The organism is Cryobacterium zhongshanensis, from assembly GCF_022760445.1.
Lineage (GTDB): Bacteria > Actinomycetota > Actinomycetes > Actinomycetales > Microbacteriaceae > Cryobacterium > Cryobacterium algoricola.
Genome location: NZ_JALGAR010000002.1, coordinates 424,451 through 445,338 on the forward strand (window position 1 = coordinate 424,451; position 20,888 = coordinate 445,338).

Genomic DNA, 20,888 nt, shown 5'->3' on the forward strand with positions numbered 1-20,888 from the left:
GGGGTAACGTAAAGATGCGCCGTGGCCATCAAGAACGTCCGACAGCGTGCGACACCGTCTGGAGGGCCCGATCACAACAGCACCCCCTCCCGACTGGCGCCGCATGTACGCGAGCCGTCTCGCCATCACCGACCTGCTCGTACTGATCTGGGTCGTGTTCGGCGTGCAGATCGCGTGGTTCGGCCTCGACAGCGCCGACGCCACCGTGCGCGCGAGCCGCTCCGACCTCGCCGTGAGCTACACGCTCATCTCGCTGATCATCATCGCCGCATGGATGCTGCTCCTCGCCGTCTACGGCACCCGCGGACCCCGGCTGCTCGGCACGGGGGCCGAGGAGTACAAGATGATTGTCCGCGCCTCGCTGCGGCTCTTCGGCTCGCTCGCGATCGTGGCCTACCTCTTCCAGATCCGGTTCGCCCGCGGGTACTTCCTGATCGCCCTCCCGGCCGGCATCCTCGTGCTCCTCTTCTCCCGCTGGATGTGGCGCCAGTGGCTCGGCGCCAACCGCAGCGCAGGCCAGCACTCGGCGACCGTGCTCCTCGTCGGCACCGCCACGTCCGTCACCCAGATCGGCCTCGAGCTGGCCCGGGTCCCCTCCGCGGGTTACCGCGTGGTTGCGGCGTGCGTGCCCGCCGGGCGAGCGGGCGCGATCCTGCCGGGCACCGGCATCCGCGTGCACGGCCCCCTCGACACGGTCATGGCGGCGCTCGCCGCAACCGGCGCGGACACCGTCGTGCTCACCGGTTCGAGCGGCCTGACGCCGATGCAGATCCGCGAGCTGAGCTGGGGCCTCGAACCGGGCCGGCACCACCTCGTCGTCGCCCCCGGCCTGACCGATCTCGGCGGCCCCCGCATCAACACCCGGCCGGTCGCGGGCCTGCCGCTCATCCACGTTGAGACGCCACGGTTCGAGGGCGGCAAGCGTTTCGCTAAGCGCGCCTTCGACCTGATCATCGGCGGGCTGCTGCTACTCGTGCTGTCGCCCGTGATGGCCGTCACCGCGCTGTCGATCCGCCTGGTCACCGCCGGGCCGGTGCTCACCCGCGAACCGCGGGTCGGCAGCGGTGGCCGCCCGTTTACCCTGCTCGGTTTCCGGTCGGCGGATGCCCGGCGCGCTGGCGCGCGCCGACGCCGCTTCGGTCTTGACGAGTTCCCGCAATTGTTCAGCGTGCTCGCCGGCACGATGTCGCTCGTCGGTCCGCGTGCGCCGCTCGAAGACGAGGTCGCGGGCTTCGCGAGCCTCGAGCACCGCCGGTTCCTGATGAAGCCGGGCATGACCGGCCTCGGCGAGCTCTATGAGCAGTCCGCCCTGCCCTGGGAGGAACGGCTGCGCCTGGACATGTACTACATCGAGAACTGGTCGATCATGGGCGACGTGATCATCCTCTGGCGCACCGCCCGCGCCGCCGGCGGCCGCTCGCGCGGGCGCACGCGCCGCCGCTGAGCCCTGAGGTGTCTTGTCGATATGCGACACCTCACTGGCCCCCGCGGCACTGCTACGGCAGGATTGCGCTGTTCACCGAGTTCTCGCCGCCGAGCACCACGATCTTGCCCGGCCGCAACCGGGTCAGCTCCGCCTGGATCACGGCGGGGATGCTGTCGGCCGCGACGAGCAGGATCGGCACGTCGGTGTCGCCCGCGACCGCGGCCCCGGAGAGGGCATCCGGGAAGTTGGTCCCGTTCGCCAGGTAGACCACCGGCACCCCGGGCGCAAAGCTTGCCGCCGAGATTGCCGCCGACGTCGCAAAGCGATCGGCCCCGGCAATCCGGCTCACATTGCCCGCCGCACCCGCGCCGCCGCCCACTCCGGCGCCCGTGGTAAAGGCCGCCAGCTGCGACGCCACGGGCGTACCGACCGAGGTCTCCCCGCCCAGCACCACGATCCGTCCCGGCTTCAGCCGCGAGAGCTCGCTCGCGATCGCTACCGGGATCCCGTCGGCCGGAACGAGCAGCACCGGAGCGCCCTGGCTGCCCGCGACCGGCGCCGCAGAGAGCGCGTCCGGGAAGTTCGCCCCGTTCGCCACATACACAACCGGGCGTGCGGGCGCGAAGCCGCTCGCCGAGATCGCCGCGGACGTCTCGTAACGGTCGGCACCCGCGACCCGCGAGACCGCGGCCGTGCTCCCGCCCGCGGTGAAGGCCCCGAGCGCTGTGGCGACGGATGCCCCGACCGAGGTCTCCCCGCCGAGCACCACGATCCGTCCCGGCTTCAGCCGCGTCAGCTCGGTTGCGATCGAAGCAGGGATCCCGTCCGCCGTGACGAGCAGTACCGGTGATCCCTGGCTGCCGGCGAGGGCGGCCCCGGAGAGCGCATCCGGAAAATTCAGTCCGTTGGCGACGTACACGATGGCGGCTCCCGGCGCGAACCGCGACGCCGAGATAGCCGCGGACGTCTCGAACCGGTCCGTACCGCTCAATCGCGCCCGGAGGTGGCTCCACCGGCTGTTCCGGTCGAGGGTCCCGGCGTTCGCGATGGCGTCGTCGCCCACGTTGGTCACCGGCTGGATCCCTCCGACCGCGGCCCAGTCCGTCACGGGGCTCGGTGCACCTCCGGTGATCTGGTACACCCGCTGACTCGGTTGCGCCGACACGAACGTGCCGTCAGACGGGTGGAAGCGCAGATGGTTCCACGGGCTCGCTGCATCCGCTGCCCCGGCGTTCTGAATATTGTCGTCACCGATGGATACCGTCGGCTTTCCGCCGCCCACGATCGACCAGTTCGAGATATAGAGCGGAGCGCCTCCGACGATGGTGAACACCTGCTGGCTCGGTTGCGCCGCCACGAGTGTGCCGTCGGCCGGGTAGGTGCGCAGGCCCGCCCACAGCGCGTCGGAGAGTGCGATCGTCGGTTTGGCTCCGCCGAACGTCGCCCAGTTGGACACGTAGATCGGCGCCCCGCCGGCGATGCGGTACACGTCACCCCGGTAGCTCACGAAGTCTCCCGAGTGCACGCCCGAGCCTGAGTCCTTGAAGTGGATGTACCCCGAGGGTGCGCTCACCGAGTAGGTGCTCTCGTGGTACGCGCCGTCATGGGCGCCGGTGGCCGTGCGCCAGTTGTACGCCTCGACCGTGACCGTGCCGCCGGCGTTGACCGACTCGACCCAGGCGAGGTGCCCGTAGGCCCACCAGGCGACCGAGCCGACGGTCGGGTTCATGTCCACGGTGTAGCCGCGGGCGCGGGCGTCGTCGGCCCAGCCGGTCGCGTCGTTGTAGAACGGCATCTCGAACCCGTTCCGGGAGTGCAGCCGCCACGCGACGAACGAGGTGCACTCGCGGTTGTACTCGCGCCAGGTGTCGAACGTCGAGTCGATCGGCACGTTCTTCCACTGGGCCGGGTAGTCGTCGGTGCCCGCGTTCGCGGCAGGGGCGAACACGAGGGCGGATGCCGCGAGCACGACGACCGTGACGAGTCCAGCCAGCCCACGGGTCAGCCCGAGACCCAGCCGATGGACGAGGCGCTCACGACGCCGGATCGCCTTGCGCGTGCGCGTGTCCTGGATCATGGGCCCCCGTCGGATCGCTGTCGCGTCCCGACCTGTCTAACAGATCCGAGTTCCGGAGCCGTCCCCCCATAGTAGGTGCCCCACCCCTCCCGTGAGGTGTCGCATATCGAGGTTCATTGGGCGCGGGAAGGTCGATTCGCGACACTTCACGGAGGCCCCCTAGCCGAGAAGCGCGGGCACCACCACGAGGCCATTGAACACCACGTGCGCGATCATTGCCCCGCCGAGCCGTCCGGTGACTGCGGTGACGGATGCCGCGGCGAGCCCGAACACGAACGTCCCGGCCCCGATCACCCAGAGGGCGGTCGGCGAACCGGCGTCGACCACGTGCAGCAGCGCGAACACGAGCGCGCTCACCACACACGCGAGGCCCAGGGCCACCGGGCGGCGGGCATCCGTTGCCGCGGCGACCGCGCGCAGCAGCAGCCCGCGGAAGAACAGCTCCTCGATCAAGGGGGCGAGAAGCACCGGAGCGACGAGGGACAGCACGATCCACCAGGCGTCGTGCGCCGGGGCGTCGAGCGTGGCGCCCCCGGTGCCCATCTGCCCATAGCCAGCGATCTCGAACAGGCTCGCGACCACCCGGGTCAGCAGCCCGATCGTGAGCCCCCAGAGCAGGTCGAGCGGGTGGAAGCGCAGCCCGAAGTCGCGGGCGAGCGAACGAGAGCCGCGCAGGTAGCACGCCACGAGCACGCTGCCGAGCAGCGGCACCCACACCACCAGATAACTGAGCACCTCGACGAGTCGCGGGTCGGTGAGGTAGCCGCGGCTGAGCGCCCAGTCAGCCGCGAGCACGAGCAGGATCGCCCCGACCGCGCCGACGGCCACGTCGTCGAGGCCCCAGCGCACGCGCCGGGCCGGGGGAGAGGCGGGAGCAGCGGGTGTGGCCTGGGTCATGCACTCAAACTATCGTGTCGCCCGCGCACAACACCCGGCTATTCCGGGTGCAGCGCCGCCGAGCGAGCGCTCAGCCCCGCGCACACCGCGGCAAGGTCGGCGGATGCCACGGGCCGGGAGAATAAGTATCCTTGCGCGAATCGGCACGCGTGTTCTTCGAGCCAGTCGGCCTGCACATCCGTTTCGACGCCCTCGGCGATGACGCTGCTGCCGAGCCCGCGGGCCAGCCCGAGGATCGACTGCACGAGCGGGGCGTCGTCGGTGGAGCAGCCGATGCCCGAGATGAAGCGGCGGTCGATCTTCAGCACGTTCGCCCGCACCTCGCTCAGCCGCTCGAGGTTCGACGAGCCGGTGCCGAAGTCGTCGATCATGATCGGGATGCCCGACGTCTGCAGCTGGGCCATGTTCGCGTGCACCGCGCCGTACTCCACGACGTAGTCGCTCTCGGTGAGCTCGATCTTGAGCGCTCCCGCCGGCAGCGCCGCGGCCGTGCACAGCGCGAGGAGCCGGTCGGCGTAGTGCGGATCGCCGAGCTCGATCCCCGAGGCGTTCACGCTCACGTAGAACGGCGGCGCCCCCGGCTCGACCGGCATCGACCACGCGGACGCGATCGTCACGGCGGTGTCCACGATCCAGGCGCCGAGGCGCGGCATCGCACCGCTCGCCTCGCACAGCGGGATGAATTCGACCGGCGAGATCGCGCCCCGGGTCGGGTGCGTCCAGCGCAGGAGAGCCTCGGCGCCGACCGCTCGTCGGGTACGCAGGTCGACGATTGGCTGGAACACGAGGCTGAACTCCCCGTTCGCGATCGCCTGCCCGACCGCCGTCGCCGTCGCATAGTGACCGCCATGGATGCGCGTGGTCCCGCGCCCTGCCCGCTTGGCACTCGAGAGCGCCTCGGTGACCCGGGTGCGGAGCCCGGAGGCCGTCTCTCCCAGTTCGTGGCCGGCGATGCCCGCGGAGAAGACGTGGACATCCGCGCGCATGGCCTCGACGGCCGTCTCGGCTTCTGCCGTGGTGATGCCCGGCAGTAGGATCGCGAATTCGTCGCCGGCCGTGCGGGCGACGACCGTGCCCGAGTCCGGGCCGTTGAGCCGGGCGCACCGGGCGGCGAAGTCGACGAGGATCGCGTCGCCGTACGCCCGCTGGCGCACCTCGTTGGTGAGCGTGAAGTGGTCGAGGTCCACGAGCACGACCGTCGTCACGTCGCCGGGCGAGGCGCTCCGAACGTGGTCGTTCAGGATGCGCTTGAAGTAGATCCGGTTGCCGAGCCGGGTCAGGTCGTCGGTCTCCGACTTCAGTGCGCTCGTCACGAGCCAGTGCAGGCCGAAATTCGCGATGATCGCCGCGGGGATGATCAGGAGCAGGTCGATGCCGTGCATGCGCGGGTGCACGAACAGCGCTGTCGTGACCAGCACCGTGCCGGCGACCGCGAACGGCAGCGACAGCACAATCGGAAGGAGCATATAGGACAGGGCGAGCGCGACGAGAACCCACGTGCTCATCGCCAGGGCGGATGCCGTCGTGTCGGAGAAGTAGACGCTCGCGGAAATGCCAAGGAGGACAACCGCGAGCATGACTGTGCGCACGGCCTGGGTGAAGTGACGGCGCAACAGCAGGAAGAGAAGGCCGATGGACAGGGCGACGAACGCCATGATCAGGTAGAGTCCCGCCAGCGGTGACGCGCTCTCCTGGAGCGTTCCCACGTAGGCGAACAGCTCGAGTGACCCGATGACTGTCAGGCTGCCGAGCAGCAGGCCGGCTATCCGAGGACTGTCGAAGGTTCCGGGATGGAACGCGACTATCAACTCGCCCCGGAGGAGTCTCCCCATCGTCCCGGTCGGTCGTGTTGGACGATTCCCCCCTGAATCGTCCATCAGCTGGTTGTCTGCGGTGGGGCCAGGGCTGGCCCGTTCCCGCGCTCGGGAGCGAGCTCCCGATGCGCCTCGTTGCATACAAATGTGGTGCCCATGCTGCGAGCCTACCGTCGCACCTCCCGCCCATGCGGATGCCGCCGGCCGAATCGCAGACGATCCCATGGATTACGTACCCCCCATTTGCCCGCCTTCGTGCGCCTATTCGGGCACACCGCCCAGCCACCGACCGAGAGTGCGAACCAGATGTGACACCATGACAGAGGGAACACGATTCGTGCTGCCGTGCGACACGAGTATGTCAACACAGGAAAGGCCGCCTAGTGGAACTTCGCGACTATATTCGCATCCTCCACAAGAGCTGGGTGATGATCCTTGTCTTTGTGCTCGTCGCCGTCGCCGCCGCGGCCACCTACTCGCTGATGCAGACCCCGAAGTTCAGTGCATCCGCTAAGGTCTTCGTGTCGACCCAGTCCACCGGCACCGCTCAGGACCTCGCCCAGGGCAACAGCTTCTCGGTGCAGCGAGTCAAGACCTACTCCGACCTCGTGGCCGCGCCGATTGTGCTCCTTCCGGTGATCGGCACCCTCGGGCTCGGAATCACCGCCGATGACCTCGCCAAGCAGGTCACGGCATCCGCCCCGCTCGACACGTCGATCATCGAGATCGCGGTCAGCGACACCGACCCCGTGCGGGCCGCCGACATCGCGAACGCGATCTCGATCAGCCTCGCCGCCGTCGTGCAGACCATCGAAACCCCCAATATCACTGGCGCCGTCTCCCCGGTCAAGCTCACTCGGGCGCAAGAGGCAACCGTGCCGAGCGTCCCGGTCAGCCCGAACGTACCTCTTAACATCGCACTCGGCCTGCTCGTCGGCCTCGCCCTAGGCGTCGGCGTCGCGGTACTCCGCGAAACCCTCGACACCCGCATCCGCAACGAGCGCGATGTGGAGCAGGTCACCGACATCCCCATCCTTGGCGGGATCGTCTTCGACGCGAAGGCTCAGGATCGCCCCCTGATTGTGCACGTCGACCCGCGCAGCCCGCGCGCCGAAAGCTTCCGCACCCTGCGCACCAACCTGCAGTTCCTCGACGTCGGCCGCACCGACCGGAGCTTCGTGATCACCTCGTCGATCGAAAGCGAGGGCAAGAGCACCACCGGCGCCAACCTCGCCATCGCGCTCGCCGACTCCGGCGCCCGCGTCCTGCTCGTCGACGCCGACCTCCGCCGCCCGAAGATCGCCGACTATATGGGCATCGACGGCACCGTCGGCCTGACCGATCTGCTCGTCGGCCGTGCCGATCTCGCCGACATCATCCAGCCGTGGGGGCGCTCCAAACTGTTCGTGCTGCCGGCCGGCCAGGTGCCGCCGAACCCGAGCGAACTGCTCGGCTCCGCCCGGATGACCTATTTCATCGGCGAATTCAATAAGAACTTCGACATCGTCATCTTCGACGCCCCGCCCCTCCTCCCGGTGACGGATGCCGCCATTCTGGCCAAGAGCGTCGGCGGCGCCCTCGTCGTCGTGGCCGCAGGGCGTGTGCACAAGAACCAGCTCACCGGCGCCATCGCCGCCCTCGGAAACGTCGGGGCGTCGGTGTCTGGCCTGGTCCTGACCATGCTGCCCACCTCGGGGGCGGATGCCTCGGGTTACAGCCGCTACGGCTACGGCTATGGTTACGGCGCCGACGATGCCGATACGCTGGAGGCCACCCCCCGAAATGGGGTCCGAAAGACGAAGGTGCGAAATTGACGATTGACCCAGACCCGACGGCTCGAGCCGTCGAGCCTCCGTTCAGCATTCTGGTCGTCTGCACCGGAAACATCTGCCGCTCGCCGCTCGCCGAACAGCTGCTGACCACCCGACTCACGAACGCGGGTCTCCCCGTCCGAGTGACGAGCGCCGGCACCTATGCCATGGCAGGCAAGGGCATGCCCGATGAGGCCGCTGCCCTGTCCGTTCGATTCGGTGGGGACCCGACCGCGCACGTCTCCCGCCAACTGACCGCACGGCTGGTCGCCGACGCCGACCTGGTCGTCACCGCCGACCGCGAACACCGCGGCGAGGTCGTCTCCCTCTTCCCGCGCGCCGCCCGCTATGCCTTCACCCTCAACCAGCTGGCCCGTCTGGTCGACGGCCTCCGCGACGCCGAATTCGCCGCGGCGGAACACGCCGCCGCCGAGCGCCCGGGCGCCGACAGGGAATCCGTCGCGCACGTCGGCCACCCCGCCACCGGGGGGCCCGCCACCGCCGCCGACGCCCTCCGCGCCTACATCGCCGAGATCGCGGCCAGCCGCGGCCTCACCCCGCCGCCCGCCGACCCGGCCGACGACGACATCGAAGACCCGTACCGGCGCTCCCTCGCCACCTACGACCGCGTCGGCGTCGCAATCGACGCCTCCGTCACGACCATCGCGATGGCTCTCACCGCCGCGCTCACCCGGGTGGCCTGACCGTGGCTCGAAACATCCGCCACGTCCCGAAGGACACCTCCCGCCGTCGCGTCTGGGTCTACGTCGGCGTGGCCGCGTTCATCCTCTTCGACATACTCCTCATTCTCTGGGCCATCAACTCCACCCGGGCCAGCGCGAGCGGCTCGGCCCCGCGCCCCATCCCCACCTTTAGGGCCTCCCCGGCAACGCCGGCGGCCGCCCCGACCACGGCGGCCGCCCCGACCGCGACGCCCACCCCGACGGCCGGCGCTGCGTCCGCGGGCATCGTCGCCGTTCCGGCCACCCGCATCCTCTCGGCCGTCAACGCCACCACCGCCTGGCGCGCCACGACCGGCGCCTGCCCCGCCACCGACGCCAGCCCCGAACTCACCACCGATTCGAGTGCCACGTGGGCGAGCACGGATGCCACCGGCCCCACGAAGGTCACCGCAGTACAGAGCCTGTCCGCCACCTCCGCGACTACCCTCACCTTCATCGGCCTCACCACCGCCGGCTGCACGCCCAACGTCGTCAAGACCTTCGTCTCCGGGGACAACTACAAGGCCTACCCCGAGCAGGCCGCCACCAGCTGGTACGTCAACCCCGTGAACCGTGCTGTCGTGCACGCCCCCGCCGGCGAGCACCGGGCTCCGTGCGACGCCGTCGTGGCGCTCGCCCCGCGGGCCGACTCCGCGGCGGCCGTGCTCTGCGCCGACGGGCGTCTCTTCACCACGACGGATGCCGCCGTCACCTGGTCCGCACCGGCGACCCTTCCCGGCGCGATCGCCCTCGCCCCCGCCACGACGGGCTACCTCGTCGTCTCGGCAGGCCGCCCCGAGTGCGCCGGCGCCCAACTGCTCACAGTGACCGATGCTCTCGTCCCCACCGTGGCGGGCTGTTACACCACGAGCACCCCTGCGACGGCCATGGCCGGAACGGTCGCCGTCTCCGAGGCAGCCGGAACCATCTGGATCTGGGCCGGCGAGCAGGTCGTGCGTTCCACCGACTCCGGAGCGACCTTCAAGTAGCACCCCCTCAATGGGGTACACCGTTCGTTCCTAGACTGGTAGCTGAGCGAGACACCCCGAATGTGTCTGTGCACCCGGATCCTTTCGGGCGCGCACCCGTTCGGAGGAGACATGAGCGCATCCACGGCGTCCCCCGTCGAGAGCACCGCATGCCCTCCGGCCGCGCGCGATTGGCGGCGAATCTACGCCCGACGCCTCATGCTCAGCGATCTCCTGGTGCTCATCTGGGTCGTCTTCGGCGTGCAGATGCTGTGGTTCGGGGTGGATGCCGCCAGCCTGGCCATGAGCCGCAGTCATGCCGACCTCGCCGTGAGTTACAGCGTCGTCTCCGTCGTGCTCATCGCCGCTTGGATGATCATGCTTGCGGCATATGACAGTCGCGGTCTCAGGGTGCTCGGAACCGGCCCCGACGAATACAAGCTCATCGCTAACTCCTCACTCCGCCTCTTCGGCCTACTGGCCCTTGTTGCCTACCTGTTCCACCTCGACGTGGCCCGCGGCTACATTCTCATCGCATTCCCGCTCGGAATCGTGGTGCTCATCTTCTCCCGGTGGATGTGGCGCCAGTGGCTGGTTGTCCAGCGCACCAGCGGCCGGTTCTCGTCCCGTGTCATCCTGGTCGGGTCCGCTGCGTCGACGGCGCGCATCAATCGAGAGCTGTCCCGTCAGCCCGGCGCCGGCTACTGGGTCGTCGGCGCCTGTATCCCGGGCGCCGTGCTGGGCGACGTGCTCCCCGATACTCGAGTGCCAGTCTTCGGATCCCTCGACAGCGTCGACGCCGCCCTCGAGGCGACGGGCGCCGACACTGTCATCGTCACCGGAGCCGACGAGATGTCGGCCCAGCTCATCCGCGAGCTGAGCTGGAGCCTGGAACCCGGGTCGCAGCACCTCGTGGTCGCACCGCGCCTCATCGACGTCGGCGGCCCGCGCATCCACATGCGCCCCGTCGCCGGGCTGCCCCTCATGCACGTGGAAACGCCGAGCTACGAAGGCCGCAAGATCCACACCAAGCGCGCCTTCGACATCGTGGTCTCCGGTCTTCTCCTCGTGGTCCTGTCGCCCGTGTTCGCGCTCGTCGCTCTGGCCATCCGGGCGGGCGACGCCGGCCCGGTGCTCTTCCGCCAGGCCCGGGTGGGATTCCACGGCGACACCTTCCGCATGTTTAAGTTCCGTTCGATGGTCGTCGACGCGGAGAGTCAGCTCGCGGACACCAGCAGGCTCGACCGCGCCGAAGGCAACGTTGTCCTGTTCAAGATGAGAAACGACCCACGCATCACCCCGGTCGGCCGAGTCCTGCGCCGGTGGAGCCTCGACGAACTGCCCCAGCTCGTCAACGTGTTCCTGGGCACCATGTCCCTCGTCGGGCCGCGCCCGCCCCTCGCGGCGGAGGTCGACCAGTACGAAAGTCACGTGCATCGCCGATTCCTGGTCAAGCCGGGGGTCACCGGACTGTGGCAGATCAATGGCCGATCCACGCTCTCCTGGGAAGACAGCGTGCGGCTCGATCTTTACTACGTCGAGAACTGGTCGCTCACGGGCGACTTCACGATCCTGTGGCGCACCGCGAAGATCGTGCTGCAGCGCACGGGCGCCTACTAGACAGCGGCACTGCGCCCCCAGTGCGAGGGTCATTACGGCGGGTCGGCGGTCATAGGGCCATCCGGTCCTGACTTCAGCTGTGAATCTGCCGTATGGTGAAAACGTGCTTCCATGACGTTCGCACGCGTCGGCACAACCAATCACGTTCCAGCAGGGGGATTTACACATGGCAAAAAAGGCTTTCGCAGCGGCAGCGCTGACGATTCTCGCAATCTTCGCGGCACCGGCCGCAGCCAACGCGGCAGGCTACGTACCCCCGGCCAATGACACCGTTACCGGCACCGCGACCGCCGGTGGCACCGTCGCGGTCGACTTCATCGCCGGCTCGTACGCCAACGGCGAGACCGTCAACATTTCCGTAGACGGTTCCGGGACCGCCACCCTGTCGACTGTCAAGGCCAATGTCGCCTCACTGACCAAGTCCGCAACCGCAACCGGCGGCCTGGCCGTCAAGGTCACCCTGCCGACCGACGCAACCGGCTCCTACACGATGACAGCGACCGGCGCGACGTCTGGCCAGATCGGTACCTCGACCATTACGGTCGTCGCTGCGGATGCCGGCACCTCCGCCGGACTCGCGAGCACCGGTTACAACGCCCCGATGCTCCTCATCTGGAGCGCAGCGGGCGCCGTCCTCCTCGGCATTGCACTGGTGCTCGTGCTCGGCTACGTTCGTCGCCAGCGCGCCAACGCGTAACACCTCGCGCTGATCCCGGCGCACAGCATTCCGTGAGGCCCCGAGCACCCGCTCGGGGCCTCACGTTTTTGTCTGGTTTACTAGACGAATGTCGCACTCGCACGCATCCGCACCGGTCCAAGGTCGGCGTCGACGCGGACGACGAATCTGGCTCTGGGTGGGCATTCCCCTTGTCCTGCTGATCGCGGTCGTCGCCTGGGTGGGCGTTCGCGCCTACCTCGCCAAGGGTGAGCTCGAAGCCGCCCTCCCGCTGGCGGCGCAGATCCAGGCCCAGGTGGTGGCCGGGGACGGCGGGACTGCCCAGACGACGGCCCGTGCCCTCTCCGACCGTTCGTCGAGTGCTGCCGCCCTCACGAGTGATCCGGTCTGGCGGGCGTTCGAAGGTATCCCGCTTCTCGGGCCCAACCTCACGGTGGTGCGCCAGCTCGCCGCCGCAACCGACGACATCGCCCAGCGGGCCGTGGTTCCTCTCGCAAAGATCGCCGGGACCATCAGCCTGAGCGATTTCAAGCCGCTCAACGGGGCGATCAATCTGAAGCCGATGACGGATGCCCAACCCCAGATCGATGCGGCCGATGCGACCCTCGCTGATGTGAAACAACGCGTCGACGCCATCGATACCACCGACACACTCTCTGTGGTGACTAGCGCCGCCGCAAAGCTCTCCGCGTCCGTGGACAAGGCGGCTGCGGCCGTGAACACGCTGGACCGTGCCGTGCGTGTGGTCCCCACCATGCTCGGGGCCTCCGGGCCGCGCAACTACATAGTGCTGTTCCAGAATCCCGCGGAGCTCCGCGCCTCCGGTGGCATCCCCGGTGCGCTCGCCCTTATCCACACCGAAAACGGTGCGATCACCCTCGCCCAACAGGCCTCGAGTGCCGACTTCCCGCACTACAAGGAACCGGTACTTCCTCTCCCCACTGAGACTCGAGGGATCTACGGCGACATCGTCGGCGAGTACATCCAGGACGTCACCCTCACCCCGAACTTCCCACTAGCGGCATCGCTCGCGCGCGAAATGTGGAAACGCCAGTTCGGAGTCGAGGCCGACGGCGTTATCTCCATCGACCCGGTGGCGCTCAGCTATCTCCTCAAAGCCACCGGCCCGATCACCCTTGCGACCGGCGACGTCTTGACCGCCGACAATGCGGTCCAGCTGCTCCTCAGCGATGTCTACGCACGTTACAAGAAGCCGGCCGACCAAGACAAGTTCTTTGCGGCGGCCGCGTCTTCTGTGTTCTCGGCGGTGGCCGGCGGGGACGCCGACCCGATGAAGCTCATCGAAGCCCTGGGCCAAGCTGGCGCCGAGCGACGCGTGCTGGTGTGGAGCGCCCACGATGCCGACCAGGCCATCCTCGCCGACACGACACTTGCTGGCGGCCTCCCCGTCAGCGACCCCGACACAACGCGCTTCGGCGTGTATCTGAACGATGCCACCGGCGCAAAGATGGACAGCTACCTCAAGGTTCAGGTGGCTCTGGGCCAGACCGTGTGCCGCCAGGATGCCCGGCCTTACTTCGCCGTGACTTTGACGATGACGAATACGGCGCCTACCGATGCAGCGACATCCCTGCCGGAGTACGTGACCGGTGGTGGCGCCTTTGGTGTGAAGACCGGAAACGTCAAAACCATTGTCTCGGTTTACGGTTCCACCGATATGCAGAACTTGGGGGTGATGCGAAACAATGCCGTCATCGGGTACCACCCGGCGACGGATTCGACCTACCCTGTCAGCGCGTCCAGTGTCGAATTAGCTCCGGGCGAGAGCACGGTTATTACATTCGGATGGCTGGGCGGTACACCTTTTGCGGGCGACGCCGCTGCACAAATCACGCCGGGAACGTCGCAAGTTATCGCAACGAAAGCTCCCTCTAGCTGCGATTCTGTGCTCTGGCCCCAGCCCTGACAACCTCCCGACATCTATATGTCGGGAGTGTTAACGCTGAATTCGACAGATATTCTTTGGCACCTTGCGGGTCACAACTATGGCACCATAATGGGGGGTGTCGGAACTCGGCCTCGAAAGCGTACGTCAAAGAAAGGCCGCTGAGTGGAACTTCGCGACTATATTCGGGTCCTGCGCAAGAGCTGGGTGCTCATCGTGCTCCTACTTCTCGTGGGGCTGGCGGCAGCAGCAATGTACTCCCTGACGACAACCCCTCAGTACAGTGCGTCATCGAAGGTCTTTGTATCCACGCAAGGCGGTGGCACAAGTCAAGAATTGGCTCAAGGGAATACTTTTACAGTCGCACGCGTAAAGACATATGCGGATCTAGTCGCGACGCCTATAGTTCTTCTGCCAGTTATTGGCAGCCTCGGGCTGAACATGACCTCAGTAGATCTAGCGAAACAGGTCACTGCGTCCGCGCCGCTCGACACCTCAATCATTGAGATCATTGTCCTTGACACTGATCCAGTTCGGGCGGCTGACATCGCCAATGCCGCTTCTCAAAGTCTCACGGCGGTGGTTCAGTCTATTGAGACTCCTGATGCCGCTAATGCGGTATCACCCGTGAAACTCACTCGCGCACAGGAAGCAACGGTGCCCGATAAGCCGGTTAGCCCAAATGTGCTGCTCAATATTGCCTTAGGCGGTCTGATTGGCTTGGCCCTCGGGATCGGGCTGGCGGTCTTGCGTGAAACCATGGAGACGAGGATTCGAAATGAGCGCGATGTTGAGCAGGTTACGGATGTGGCCATTTTGGGAGGAATTGTCTTTGATCCAAAGGCAAAAGAACGACCACTGATCGTGCATGTCGATCCCCGGAGTCCGAGAGCAGAATCCTTTAGATCTCTCCGTACGAACCTCCAGTTCCTCGACGTCGGTCGCACTGATCGAAGTTTCGTTATCACGTCGTCTATTGAGAGCGAAGGCAAGAGCACAACTGGTGCCAATCTTGCGATCGCGCTTGCAGATGCTGGTTCTCGAGTGCTACTTATCGACGCCGACCTTCGCCGTCCTAAGATTGCCGACTACATGGGCGTGGAAGGTAGCGTTGGTCTTACTGACGTCTTAATCGGCCGCGCAAACCTCGTCGACGTGCTTCAGCCATGGGGGGAAGGACGACTGTTTGTGCTTCCAGCTGGGAAGATCCCGCCGAACCCGAGTGAGCTACTGGGTTCAGCCCGGATGGCCGACCTCATAGCCGAATTCAATCGAACGTTCGATGTCGTCATCTTCGACACGCCGCCGCTCTTGCCTGTGACTGACGCTGCCATTCTGGCGAAGAACGTCGGCGGGGCGATTATCGTCGTAGCGGCCGGCCGCACGCACAAGAATCAACTGAAGGGCGCGATTGCCGCTCTCGGGAGTGTTGGAGCGCCCATCTCGGGGCTCGTTTTGACCATGCTGCCCACCAAGGGCCCAGATGCCTATGGCTATGGACACTACGGATACGGGTATGGATATGGATACGCCCAGGATGTGGAACCCGTAAAAAGCCGTGGACGGGTACGTACCCCGTCAGAGTAATTCTTTCGAAGCGGTGGGTTAATACCGATGTAACCACGATGGGGTACTTTATTGCCACAGTGGACGCTGTCCACGTGGTTCGGCCGACCAAGTATGAACATGGTGGGGTGTATCGCCATGAGGAGCTATATGAGTAAGCGCGCTGCTGCAAGCGGGGTTTCCCACGATATCGCCCTGCTTGACCGCCGAGACTGGCGCGTGTCATACGCCGCCCGCTTAGTTGCAACCGATGTCCTCGTATTGATCTGGGTAGTTTTTGGAGTGCAAATCGCCTGGTTCGGAATAACAGCGGCTGACGTAGAATTCCGGGGCAGCCTGGAAGACACTGCAATTAGCTACTCGGCTATTTCGGTTGCTCTCATCGTTTGTTGGACAATTGCTCTCGGCATTTACGGCTCTCGCGGCTACCGAGTCTTGGGTACCGGGTGGCAGGAATACCGCTTGGTTGCTGGCAGTACTACCCGTCTCTTCGGCCTAGTCGCAATGGTTGCGTATCTATTCCAGATCGATCTTGCCCGTGGATACATCATCATCGCCTTTCCCCTCGGATTAGCCGTGTTGGCGCTTTCCCGGTGGATGTGGCGTCAGTGGCTTGGAGTGCACCGTATGAACGGGCGGTATTCCTCGCGAGTGCTTCTGGTCGGGTCCGAGGCGTCGGTTGAGCACTTGGCGCGCCAATTATCACGCCAGCCAAAGGCGGGCTATCTTGTCGTAGGCGCTTGTATCCCGAGCGGGCTTGTCGCGGGACACCTGCCCGACACCGAAGTCCCGGTCTTTGGAAACCTAGATAAGCTTCAGGCGGCGATGAGCGCCGTGAGAGCCGACACGGTCGTGATTACGAGTAGCGATGAGCTTCCGCCGGAACGCATTCGAGAATTGAGTTGGAGCCTCGAACCTGGTCGGCAGCACCTTGTCGTTGCTCCAAGCCTCACTGACATTGGTGGGCCCCGCATTCATACGCGACCCGTGGCCGGGCTACCGCTTATTCATGTTGAGACGCCGCGGTTCGAAGGCCGAAACTTCTTCGCGAAGCGTGCCTTTGACACAGTGATCTCAGGCATATTGATCCTGCTTCTCTCGCCACTTCTCTTCCTCAGCGCTGTCGCGATTAGACTCAGTACGCCTGGAGATGTACTGTTTCGCCAACAGCGGGTTGGAATCAATGGTCGGTCCTTCAGGATGCTGAAATTTCGTTCCATGGTTACAGACGCTGAGACTCTTCTGGCGGACTTGCGGGATGAGGCACGCACCGAGGGGAACGCCGTCATGTTCAAAATGAAGGACGACCCAAGGGTTACTCCGATCGGCAAGTTCCTTCGCCGGTATAGTCTCGATGAGTTGCCACAGCTCTTCAACGTCTTCGCCGGGTCAATGTCTCTAGTCGGGCCGAGACCTCCGCTTCAACGTGAAGTCGATGACTATGAAAGTCACGTGCACCGCAGATTTCTCGTCAAGCCGGGCATTACGGGTCTCTGGCAGGTGAGCGGTCGTTCTAATCTCTCGTGGGAGGACACCGTCCGGCTGGACCTCTACTACGTTGAGAACTGGTCCATTACGGGTGATCTGGTGATCTTATGGCAGACTGCACGAGCTGTCGTGGCAAGCGACGGTGCATATTGAAGTCCCAGCGCAAACGCCACGCGGTATCCGTGCAAGAAGGTAGAAGCGGGGTGAGCCCGCTTCGTGCGGTTCTGACCGCATCGTCCGCGAGAGTTGCCGTGATGGCATTGGCTCTGGTGTGTACGGCAATCGCATCTCGTACGGTCTTTTCGAGTTCAGGGGCTGCGTTCTATGGCGCAGTCATGTTGGTCGCAACGATACAGACGATGATTCCCTTCGCTGACCTCGGATTGGGCGCTGTCGTAATGAACGCGGTAGCCCGCAGGCAAGGAAATGGCGCGGCCACGACCAACGATCTTGTTCGAAGAGTCTTCATGCTCCTCTTGTCAGTCGCGTGCGGACTCACTGCACTCGCGGTCTCCGCGTATCTCTCCGGGCTGCTGCGGACCTTCCTGGATTCTTTCGTCTCTACGAGTGCCGAGATGAGCTTGGCCTTCTTGATTGCAATAGTTGCTGTGGCCTGGTCTGTACCGCTTGGACTTGGGTACCGTATTCTGGTGGGCTTGGACAAGACCCATGTCGGAATCGTGATCTCAGGTATCGGACCGTTGATCGTTGTTTCATCGATTCTCTGTCTCGCTGCCGTCGGGAAGATCGACGGTTGGGCGCTTGCAGTTTGGCCGATGTCGACGCTCGTCGTAAATGCGATAACGTTCTTTACGGCGTTCCGATTGATGGGCAGTCGAATTTCACTAGTTCTAGCTGCCCCTTCGCGGGAGACTAAAGGGGCAAGACGATCGATACTGGCAGTCTCGTCCGCGATGCTAGCCATAAATATTGCTATGCCACTCGCTTATCAGTCTCATCGAGTAATACTTAGTCAATTCGGCACCGCCGATGCGCTTGCTCAGTATTCACTGGGTGCACAGATCTATGCGCCTGTTCTCAGCATCGTAACGATTGCGAGTAGCCCACTTTGGCCGCGGTTCGCTGCGCAGTCCGATCAGCCAGTTGCTCTTCGTAAACTTCTTCGGACGTCGACTCTTGCATTTGGTGCGGGAGGGCTTGTCCTGGGTTCGCTTATGGTCGGTGCTATCCCGCTCTATTCGTGGTTCGTTGCAGGAAATCTGACCTTCGTACCGATCCCAGTCGCGGTGTTGTTTGCGTGCCTCCTCCTGTTGAATTCAATCCTCTATCCGACTCTGATGCGCATGAACGATGGTCGCGCGATCCGATATCAAGCGTATGCAGCTGTTGCCGCTGCGTTAGTTGTCGTGCCGATGGCGATTGTCCTCACGCCCTTGCTGGGAGCCTCCGGCCCATTGGCTGCTGGGCTCGCCGCCATAGTTTTTGCTCAACTCGTTCCACTTTGGTGGGTTCTTAGACAAGAAACGCGACGGCTAAACGACGCATCCAAACCCTCAGGAGATACTGACGATGAATCTAAAGAGCACGGTCGCACAGGCGATGAAGCGGTCGTTCCTTCGTAGGTCACGAGTGGAATTTGGAACCGGTGTGCGGTTGAATGGCCTACCGCGGATATCGTCGCACCAAGGCTCTGCGATCTCGCTAGGTGATCGCGTTGTGCTGAATTCCCGCTGGAAGGCGAATGCCATCGGCGTTGCCCAACCTTGTACTCTGGTGACCACGTCGCCAAATTCCCACATCTCAATCGGCGACGACACTGGCATTAGCGGGACATCGATATCTGCCATGGGTTCTATCTTCATAGGCTCTCGAGTTTTGATCGGTGAGGGTTGCGTTGTCACGGACAATGATCACCATCCAGTGGATATATCCCCGCCCAGCGAACGCAGGTACACAAAGCTTTCGGCGGCGAATTCGCGCTCGATCAGAATCGAAGACGACGTTTTTATCGGCGCGAGATGCATCGTCCTTAAGGGAGTGACTATCGGTGCCGGGTCTGTGATCGGTGCAGGGTCGGTGCTGACAAGTTCGGTGCCCGCAGGAGTCATCGCAGCAGGCAACCCGTGTCAAGTCTTGCGCTCGCTGCGAGATCCGGTCTCGGGTGATGGTGAGTCCGGGGAGGCCCCCCTTGGGGATCCCGAGAAGGCTTCTCTCACATTTGTAATCGCCGCCTACAACGCGAGTAAGAGCATCGCAAACGCAATCGCTAGTGCAAATCGAATACCTAGCTCACGCGTAATTGTGGTCGATGATGGGTCCGAGGACGGAACCGCGGATGCGGCACGACTCGTCGGCGCCGAGGTCATTGTGCAGGCGAATGCTGGAGCCGCTGCGGCCCGAAAGACGGGTCTGTCGCACGTGAAATCCGAGTACGTTGTATTTCTTGACAGCGATGACGAAGTGACAGACGGTCTGAACAGTGCGATCGACCTTCTTCGGCTCGATCCCGAAACCGTAGTGGTCGGCGGACGCATCGAGCTAATGAACGCGTCGGGTCCGACAGGGAAGTTCGGCCCTAGACCTTCCGCTGAGTACAGCACCAGAGACTTACTAGCGACGCCGGCAAGCCCATGGCCACCTTGCGCGTCTGTGTGGCGGATGAGCGCACTCCTTGCTTCGGAAAAATCCGAAATTGATCCTCTGAACCCGCGGTATGCAGAAGACTACGAACTACTTTTGAGAGTGTCCATGGTTGGACGCGTGAGGGCAATCCCACTGGTCACAGGACGATATCGCGCGTTCGGAGGAAAGTCTAGTAGCGCTGCTTCGCTAGCTCTCGAGACAGCCGACAATATCCGTCAGTACTATTCACTCGCTATGGGCGACGATGCTCTTCCGATGGGGGCGCGAGAAATACTGCGCCGATCTGAATGGAGGGTCTTTCGAGCTCGTGTTGTCGAATTTGGAACGGTGCGTGCATTCACACTTGGGCTTAAGAGCCCACGCGCTTCGTTTCGGCTCGTGGTGATTGGGTCGGAAAAGCTGGCCAGGCGTGCCATTGGAGGTCGCTTCAAATGAAGATCGCTGTGACTATGACTTGCTTCAACAGGGTCGAGAAGACGATCCGTCTGCTGACAAGTCTCTTCGCCGATTTACCTGCGGATTGCGACCTTCGAGTCTTCATGGTTGACGATGGTTCTTCGGACGACACGGCCGGTGAAGTTGGCAAGCTGAACATGCCGATCGACGTGATCCAGGGAACGGGAAGCCTCTACTGGTCCGGAGGAATGAGGCTAGCCAGCGCATCAGCCTTGGCTTGGGAACCAGATTTCCTGATCTGGATCAACAACGACCTGAATCTATTCGACGGTGTCCTGTCTCGAGTCTGTGAACTGGCGCGGTTGGGTGCATTCGACCGAGAAGTCGGTGTTGGAAATGTTGTGTCGCCCAATGACAGTAGCGTTGTCTACGGCGGAAGATTTCAATCCGGGAGCAATCCAGTGTCATTCACCTTGTGTTCAGAGTCTGACTACGGCACAAGAGTTGAGACCTTCAACGGCAATTTCGTCATATTTGGAGCAGATCTATATCGACAGCTGGGTGGCTTTCCGGACAGATATCGTCACGCCTATTCTGATCTCGTGATGGGGCTCCGTGCATCTCGTGCTGGTTTTGGAGTGCGTACGCTGGCATTTCCTGCGGGTGAAGATGCAGGCAACCCTGGAACTGGAACCATGTTTGATGCACGCACGCCGGCTTTGGTCCGAATTCGCTTCGCACTTTCGGTGTTTGGTCTCCCTCCGGCGGATCATCTTCGATTCTGTGTGGAAGTCTCGGGCCCAATCAGCGGCATGATTGTTTTCATTAGATCGTATATTCGAGTGATATATCCCCGAGTTCTTCTCACGGCGGATCAGAAGTGAAGAAGAGATCGGGCAATGGGGTTCAATAATGGA

15 protein-coding genes are annotated in these 20,888 nt (G+C 64.2%); 12 read left to right on the forward strand and 3 right to left on the reverse strand.

The genetic code is table 11. The annotated features are described in order from the left end of the window. The first annotated feature begins 103 nt into the window (after positions 1–103). The gene (locus MQH31_RS10435; RefSeq protein ID WP_243011980.1) at positions 104–1,444 is read left to right on the forward strand and encodes a sugar transferase; all 1,341 of its coding nucleotides are present in this window, start codon (positions 104–106) and stop codon (positions 1,442–1,444) included. Between the two features lie 52 nt (positions 1,445–1,496). Here MQH31_RS10435 and MQH31_RS10440 read toward each other — a convergent pair whose 3' ends face one another. The 3 genes from MQH31_RS10440 to MQH31_RS10450 all read right to left on the reverse strand — a co-directional run bounded on the left by MQH31_RS10440 (position 1,497) and on the right by MQH31_RS10450 (position 6,208). Continuing rightward, positions 1,497–3,503: a cell wall-binding repeat-containing protein gene (locus MQH31_RS10440; protein ID WP_243011981.1), complete on the reverse strand. Its 2,007-nt coding sequence runs from the start codon at positions 3,501–3,503 to the stop codon at positions 1,497–1,499. A gap of 159 nt (positions 3,504–3,662) precedes the next feature. Beyond that, a complete protein-coding gene (locus MQH31_RS10445; protein WP_243011982.1) occupies positions 3,663–4,400 on the reverse strand; it encodes a CPBP family intramembrane glutamic endopeptidase in 738 nt (245 codons plus the stop codon). Between the two features lie 38 nt (positions 4,401–4,438). Beyond that, positions 4,439–6,208, reverse strand: a complete 1,770-nt coding sequence (locus tag MQH31_RS10450) for a putative bifunctional diguanylate cyclase/phosphodiesterase (RefSeq protein ID WP_243011983.1) — start codon at positions 6,206–6,208, stop codon at positions 4,439–4,441. A 389-nt stretch (positions 6,209–6,597) separates the two neighbouring features. Here MQH31_RS10450 and MQH31_RS20875 point away from each other — a divergent pair, with 389 nt between their 5' ends. From MQH31_RS20875 to MQH31_RS10505, 11 genes are all read left to right on the forward strand, one after another. After that, positions 6,598–8,028, forward strand: coding sequence for a tyrosine-protein kinase domain-containing protein (locus MQH31_RS20875; protein ID WP_243011984.1), 1,431 nt, complete (start codon positions 6,598–6,600; stop codon positions 8,026–8,028). Further along, positions 8,025–8,729, forward strand: coding sequence for an arsenate reductase/protein-tyrosine-phosphatase family protein (locus MQH31_RS10460; protein WP_243011985.1), 705 nt, complete (start codon positions 8,025–8,027; stop codon positions 8,727–8,729). Before MQH31_RS20875 ends, MQH31_RS10460 begins: the two co-directional genes overlap by 4 nt. A gap of 2 nt (positions 8,730–8,731) precedes the next feature. Further along, entirely contained in the window at positions 8,732–9,736 is a 1,005-nt protein-coding gene (locus MQH31_RS10465; RefSeq protein WP_243011986.1) for a hypothetical protein, read from the forward strand. Between the two features lie 111 nt (positions 9,737–9,847). Next, positions 9,848–11,335: a sugar transferase gene (locus tag MQH31_RS10470; RefSeq protein ID WP_243011987.1), complete on the forward strand. Its 1,488-nt coding sequence runs from the start codon at positions 9,848–9,850 to the stop codon at positions 11,333–11,335. A 166-nt stretch (positions 11,336–11,501) separates the two neighbouring features. Continuing rightward, entirely contained in the window at positions 11,502–12,032 is a 531-nt protein-coding gene (locus MQH31_RS10475; RefSeq protein ID WP_243011988.1) for a hypothetical protein, read from the forward strand. Between the two features lie 157 nt (positions 12,033–12,189). Further along, positions 12,190–13,938 (forward strand): DUF4012 domain-containing protein, encoded by a 1,749-nt coding sequence (locus MQH31_RS10480; protein ID WP_243011989.1) that lies wholly within the window; start codon positions 12,190–12,192, stop codon positions 13,936–13,938. Between the two features lie 144 nt (positions 13,939–14,082). Continuing rightward, complete coding sequence (locus MQH31_RS10485) at positions 14,083–15,504, forward strand: tyrosine-protein kinase domain-containing protein (RefSeq protein WP_243011990.1); 1,422 nt, start codon at positions 14,083–14,085, stop codon at positions 15,502–15,504. 129 nt (positions 15,505–15,633) lie between these two features. Further along, on the forward strand, positions 15,634–17,124 hold the full coding sequence (locus MQH31_RS10490) for a sugar transferase (RefSeq protein ID WP_243011991.1): 1,491 nt from the start codon (positions 15,634–15,636) through the stop codon (positions 17,122–17,124). Positions 17,125–17,225: 101 nt separating this feature from the next. Then, positions 17,226–18,554, forward strand: a complete 1,329-nt coding sequence (locus tag MQH31_RS10495) for a lipopolysaccharide biosynthesis protein (RefSeq protein WP_243011992.1) — start codon at positions 17,226–17,228, stop codon at positions 18,552–18,554. 151 nt (positions 18,555–18,705) lie between these two features. Further along, positions 18,706–20,010: a glycosyltransferase gene (locus tag MQH31_RS10500; protein WP_243011993.1), complete on the forward strand. Its 1,305-nt coding sequence runs from the start codon at positions 18,706–18,708 to the stop codon at positions 20,008–20,010. After that, on the forward strand, positions 20,007–20,855 hold the full coding sequence (locus MQH31_RS10505) for a glycosyltransferase family 2 protein (RefSeq protein ID WP_243011994.1): 849 nt from the start codon (positions 20,007–20,009) through the stop codon (positions 20,853–20,855). Before MQH31_RS10500 ends, MQH31_RS10505 begins: the two co-directional genes overlap by 4 nt. The last annotated feature ends 33 nt before the right edge of the window (positions 20,856–20,888 follow it).